Here is a 6,149-nt window from a genome sequence, read left to right as displayed (position 1 = left end):
CATTTTCAGGCGTGCGCTTAAGTCTCTCATGCTGACGATACTTTTATCCAGTGCAAAACCTATCCAACAGGACACAAAAGTAAATGTACTTAATGCGGGATAGTCATTTTTGGGGAGTGGCTTGAGAAGCTCTTTCATTAGTTTTGGGAAAATTGTTAGCATGGCTTATTCACATTTATTGGTGTATATTTACTTTGTTTTCTTATCTATAATATCAAATTTTGTACGACTTTTTTCCCCGTTCAACACTTCTGGTTTGAGTGTGGATGAATTAAAAGCGCTGGCAAGTTGTCAATTGTCCCTCGTAGAGCAAACCCGTTTAGATGATTTAGTGACGAGAAATGCAGAATCTTTACTCTGCGCTGATGAAGTAGCTGAGTTAGATGAGTTGTTGGCAAAAACAGATCAATTAACAATTCTTAAAACTCGTGCCAGATATACGCTAAAGTGCTTGGAACAAGGTACGACGGCAGCGTGAGTGTTTATATTCGGATGGGGTTTTCCCTGTCTGACAGGAGAGAGATAAGCAGAAACTCCGATTCTATCTTGTAGGTCATGACCAAATCTTCTTAGCCTACAATTAAAAATAAGCAAGGTAGGGTTGATTCATAGTAGGGTTGATTCATGAATCAACCCAACCCCTGCTAGGGGTTGGGGGGTTGCCTTTTTCCTCGTCTCAACAGGTAATTTAAATACTTGACAGCATCAATGATTGACTGGACTCCCTATCTCAAATCAATCTCGGACTCGGAAAAGTACGCCCAGTGGGAGACATTTTACACCCTCACGGACGTAGAGGGAAAAACACGCCCGTCGAAAACTGCACCTTTGCTAAGGGATTTGTGGGTACAGACGATTGAAAAAGAACCACAAAACCGACAAGAAAGACCAGAAAGACCAGAAAAACCCGAAAGATTCACTGTTTTAGATGGTTTACGCAAGTATGCAACTAATCACGTTCTTTTAAAAGGTCGTCCCGGTTCAGGAAAATCGACCGCTTTAGCCAGATTATTATTAGAAGAATCCGTAGGGACCCAAAGCTTGCGCCTAAATCAACAAAATCAAGCTAAAATCATTCAAATTCCTATTCTCATCGAATTACGCTTGTATGAAACCTCAATTCTTGATTTAATTTTACAATTCCTGAAACGCCATAAATTAATTATTGATAGTAATACCCTAGAAAGTTGGCTGTTAGAAAATCATAATTTTAGACCATTATTATTATTTGATGGTATCAATGAATTGCCCTCGGAAGCTGCGCGACAGAATTTAAAAAACTTTCGCCAGCAGTATGCAGAAATTCCGATGATTTTCACCACAAGGGATTTAGGCAGCGACGACTTAGATATTGAAAAAAAGCTGGAAATGCTCCCCCTGAGCGAAGCACAGATGCGGGATTTTGTCAAGGTCTATTTGCCTGAAAAAGGCGAAGAAATGCTTAAACAGTTGGGAAATCGTCTCAAGGAATTGGCAGAAACTCCCCTGCTTTTGTGGATGCTTTGTTCAGTTTTTGATAATAATCAGAACAAAATTCCTGCTAATTTGGGCTTAGTTTTCCAGATTTTTACCGAAATTTATGACAAGAAATTAAAAGCAGATGTTACTACTTACCAAGAATCGCGGGATTGGTGGCGAGAATTGCTGCAAGTGTTAGCTTGGAAAATGACCCAAGGGGAGTCAAAAACTGAGATTCAGGTGGCTATTTCCCGAACAGAAGCAGAGGAAGAATTAAGCAAATTTATCAAAAATAAAGGATTCCCAGAATATTACAGTAAGCAGTGGTTAAAGGATTTACTGAAATATCATCTAATTCACCTAGAAGGTAATGATAAAATTGCTTTTCGCCATCAACTGATTCAAGAATATTACACGGCTGAGGAATTAAAGAAAAAGTTACCCCATCTCAGGGATGAGCAGTTACAGTGGGACTATTTGAATTATCTCAAATGGACGGAACCTATGGCGTTGCTGTTGGGGTTATTGGATAATGAAACCCAAGCAAAACGGGTGGTTAAATTAGGGTTAGAGATTGATTTAAAATTAGGAGCGAGGTTAGCAGGAGAAGTCAACTTTAAGTTTCAAAAGCAGACAGTGGGGTTAGTGCTTGGGTTGGATGTGCCGAAACGGTTTAAGGTGGAGTTATTGGGATTAACAAAGTCTAATCAAGTTGTTAATGAGTTACTTAAGGCTTTAAAAGACTCTGATTGGGGTGTTCGTAGGAGTGCAGCCGAGGCTTTGGCTGAGATTGGCTCAGAAACAGCCATTCCGGGGTTACTCAAGGCTTTAGAAGACTCTGATTGGCGTGTTCGTAGCAATGCAGTAAAAGCTTTGGGTAAAATTGGCTCAGAAGCAGCGATTTCTAGGTTAGTCAAGGCTTTAGAAGATTCTAATGTGTTTGTTCGTAGTGACGCAGCCGAGGCTTTGGGTAATATTGGCTCGGAAACAGCCATTGCGGAGTTACTCAAGGCTTTAGAACACTCTAATAAGGATGTTAGTTGGAACGCAGCCGTGGTTTTGGGTAATATTGGCCATGTTCGTGGGAAGGCACCCGAGGCTCTTAATTTTGGCAGAGAAGCGGCAGCGGCGATGACTGAATTTATCAAATGCCTGGAAAATCCTGATTCGGAAACAGGGGACTTGTGTAGGAATAATATCCCAGTCAGACAATCGCTCTGTAGAAGAATCAGACAAGCCCTAAAATGGTCTTTTGTCAACGGGGAAGTCCAGCTAAATGGTGCATTATCAAAGCGCAAGTCCCCAGCCATTGCGGGGTTACTCAAGGCTTTAGAACACTCTAATTGGTATGTTCGTATCAAAGCAGTCGAGGCTTTGGGTAAGATTGGCACAGAAACAGCCATTGCGGAGTTACTCAAGGCTTTAGAAGACTCTAATAAGGATGTTCGTAGGAACGCAGTCTTCGCTTTGGGTGAAATTGGCTCAGAAACAGCCATTCCGGGGTTACTCAAGGCTTTAGAAGACTCTGATGATTATGTTCGTAAGAACGCAGCCTTCGCTTTGGGTAACATTGGCTCAGAAACAGCCATTCCGGGGTTACTCAAGGCTTTAGAAGACTCTGATGATTATGTTCGTGGGGACGCAGCCTTCGCTTTGGGTAAGATTGGCTCGGAAACAGCCATTACGGGGTTACTCAAGGCTTTAGAAGACTCTAATCAGTATGTTCGTAAGAACGCAGCCGAGGCTTTGGGTAATATTGGCTCGGAAACAGCTATTCCGGGATTACTCAAGGCTTTGGAAGACTCTGATGGGTATGTTCGTAGCAACGCAGCCGAGGCTTTGGGTAAGATTGGCTCGGAAACAGCCATTGCGGGGTTACTCAAGGCTTTAGAAGACTCTGATGGGTCAGAAAAAGCTATTCTTGTGGGGGTACCCAATGTTCGTGGGAAGGCATCCGAGGCTTTGGCTAAGATTGGCTCGGAAACAGCCATTGCGGAGTTACTCAAGGCTTTAGAACACTCTAATAAGGATGTTCGTGGGAAGGCAGCCGAGGCTTTGGGTAAGATTGGCTCAGAAACAGCCATTCCGGGGTTACTTAAGGCTTTAGAAGACTCTGATGAGTTTGTTCGTAGGAAGGCAGCCGAGGCTTTGGGTAATATTGGCACAGAAGCGGCGATGACTGAACTTATCAAATGCCTGAAAAATCCTGATTTTGTCACATTAAATAATGGCGATACTCTCTCTCAAGCTAGAAAAGCACTAGACACAATTCAAAACAAACTTAAATACTATCACCCCCTCTCCCAACCCATGAATCAACAAGTTTACATCTCCTACAACTGGCAAGAAGACAGCAACGAAATGGCTAATCAACTCGTCCAAGCTTTTGCCGCTAAAGGAATTGAGATTATTCGGGATAAAACCCACACCAGCTATAAAGACTCCATCAAAAACTTTATGCGGCAAATTGGACAGGGGAAATGTGTCGTCGTCGTCATCAGCGATAGATACTTAAAATCAGAAAACTGTATGTTTGAATTAGTGGAAATTGCCAGAAATGGTGACTTTTATAAAAGAATATTCCCGATTATTTTACCAGATGCCAGAATTTATAAAGACTTCGAGCGCATAGACTACCTGAAATATTGGGAAGACGAAAAAGCAAAACTACAAGCCAAATACAAACAAATTGATTTAGCTAAAACTAATAGTATCCTAGAGACAGTAAACTTATATGATGAAATCAGGGGCAATATTGATAATCTAACTAACATTCTTAAAGATATGAATACTCTCAATATCGACTTACACCGCCAATCGGAATTTGCAGCTATGATTAAAGCAGTAGAAACTAAGCTTGCAGAGGATAGTCAAAATATTTAACTAAATCCCAGAATGATTGTTTTAAAAGATAAAGGCTAAAGGTGATATTCCTGACTATACCCAATTTGTTCTCTGTAACTCATTTGAACGATAACTGCTATAATCATTAGTTGATAACTGTTAATTGCTGACATGACTAAATATCTAAACATTACTGAAACAGGACAAAAGCTGGTTGAATGGTCTGAGCAAATGACTGACGAACCTATTATTATTACCAAAGAAGGTCAACCCATTATGGTTGCCCTGAATTACGCTCAAATTGAATCTTGGTTAGAAACTCTTGATATTTTACAAGACAAAGAGTTTGCCGAAATCCTATCTGAAGCAATTCAACAGGATCAATCAGGACAAAGAATTACTTGGGAAGATGCTAAAAAACAACTCGGTTGGTAACTGCTAAACCAATAGGTTCTTGCTGAATCGTCAGATATACACCTATTACTTTTTCAGAGATAGCCAGTTTTGGAGAGGATAGTCAAAATATTCCTAATTCTACTACAAAAACCTCGTCCTCATCATCTACTCAATCTCAAGGACTGTAGGATGCTATACTTCTCACAGGGATAAACTGGTAAATTGGAGGAAAAATCCATCAATAATGATACCCACCCCCGAACAGATGCTTACTTGCCTTAGAATGTGTTAAACCCTGTCTAATTTCTACACCGATATTCATCTATTTCGCTATGATGAAAAACGCAAGGAAATTTATATACTAGCAGGTGAAACTCTTAGCTTTATCATATTAACTAACGGAAATGTGGAGTTTGAAGATGAATCATCAACCTGATTTTTGCCAAATGTCTCGCCCCGAATTAAGAAAATATGTCCTCTCCCATCGAGAAGATGATGAAGCCTTAAGAATTTATATGGATAGAATGCGAACTGAACCAGGTGTAACTCGATTTACCCTGACTCCTAGTCCGGAAGACATGAAGAAATTAGAAAAATTTCTCAGGGCAAAAATTGATAAATAAAATCAATTTTTTTAACAACTAATCACCAAATAGAAAACAATATGATTAAAATTAATGAATATACCAAAATCGCCGTTAATTCCCTCTCTAAAAAACTAGATGATAACCACCCCGAAATTCGCGCTAAAGCGGCTGAATCTTTGGGGAGAATTGGCTCGGAAACAGCCATTCCGGGGTTACTCAAGGCTTTAGAAGACTCTGATGGGTTTGTTCGTATCAAAGCAGCCGAGGCTTTGGGTAATATTGGCTCAGAAACAGCCATTGCGGGGTTACTCAAGGCTTTAGAAGACTCTTATTTTGAGGTTCGTGGGTACGCAGCCGAGGCTTTGGGTAATATTGGTTCAGAAACAGCCATTCCGGGGTTACTCAAGGCTTTAGAAGACTCTCATTGGTATGTTCGTATGTACGCAGCCGAGGCTTTGGGTAAGATTGGCTCAGAAATAGCCATTCCGGGGTTACTCAAGGCTTTAGAAGACTCTGATGAGTATGTTCGTATGTACGCAGCCGAGGCTTTGGGTAAGATTGGCTCAGAAATAGCCATTCCGGGGTTACTCAAGGTTTTAGAAGACTCTGATGAGTATGTTCGTATGTCCGCAGCCGAGGCTTTGGGTAAAATTGGCTCGGAAACAGCGATTGCGGAGTTACTCAAGGCTTTAGAAGACTCTAATAAAGATGTTCGTAGGAACGCAGCCGAGGCTTTAGGTGAAATTGGACTAGAAGAAGCTATTCCCGCTTTAATCAATGCCTTATCCGATGAAGAAGATAGCGTTCGTTTCAGTGCCACCGATGCAATCGGTAAAATTGGTTCTCGTTATGCCTTAACCTAAA

At 40.9% G+C, this 6,149-nt stretch carries 6 protein-coding genes; all 6 read left to right on the top strand.

Annotation, left to right across the window (positions count from 1 at the left end; all coding sequences use genetic code 11):
* The first annotated feature begins 160 nt into the window (after window positions 1–160).
* The 6 genes from H6G48_RS12695 to H6G48_RS12675 all read left to right on the top strand — a co-directional run bounded on the left by H6G48_RS12695 (window position 161) and on the right by H6G48_RS12675 (window position 6,148).
* Entirely contained in the window at window positions 161–478 is a 318-nt protein-coding gene (locus tag H6G48_RS12695; RefSeq protein WP_242034630.1) for a hypothetical protein, read from the top strand.
* A gap of 230 nt (window positions 479–708) precedes the next feature.
* Window positions 709–4,341, top strand: coding sequence for a HEAT repeat domain-containing protein (locus H6G48_RS12690; RefSeq protein WP_190722054.1), 3,633 nt, complete (start codon window positions 709–711; stop codon window positions 4,339–4,341).
* 132 nt (window positions 4,342–4,473) lie between these two features.
* Window positions 4,474–4,737, top strand: coding sequence for a type II toxin-antitoxin system Phd/YefM family antitoxin (locus H6G48_RS12685; RefSeq protein ID WP_002750215.1), 264 nt, complete (start codon window positions 4,474–4,476; stop codon window positions 4,735–4,737).
* 256 nt (window positions 4,738–4,993) lie between these two features.
* Complete coding sequence (locus tag H6G48_RS27485) at window positions 4,994–5,134, top strand: DUF6888 family protein (protein ID WP_423202542.1); 141 nt, start codon at window positions 4,994–4,996, stop codon at window positions 5,132–5,134.
* Window positions 5,118–5,321 carry a DUF6887 family protein gene (locus H6G48_RS12680; RefSeq protein ID WP_190722047.1) on the top strand — a complete coding sequence of 68 codons (204 nt, stop codon included), beginning with the start codon at window positions 5,118–5,120 and terminating at the stop codon, window positions 5,319–5,321. The genes H6G48_RS27485 and H6G48_RS12680 overlap by 17 nt, the downstream gene beginning before the upstream one ends.
* A 41-nt stretch (window positions 5,322–5,362) precedes the next feature.
* Window positions 5,363–6,148: a HEAT repeat domain-containing protein gene (locus tag H6G48_RS12675; RefSeq protein ID WP_190722045.1), complete on the top strand. Its 786-nt coding sequence runs from the start codon at window positions 5,363–5,365 to the stop codon at window positions 6,146–6,148.
* Window position 6,149: the final 1 nt, after the last annotated feature.

Source organism: Microcystis flos-aquae FACHB-1344 (assembly GCF_014698375.1).
GTDB classification, from domain to species: Bacteria; Cyanobacteriota; Cyanobacteriia; order Cyanobacteriales; family Microcystaceae; genus Microcystis; species Microcystis aeruginosa.
Note: the sequence above shows the minus strand (reverse complement) of the source record. Positions and strands in the feature narration are given on the sequence as shown.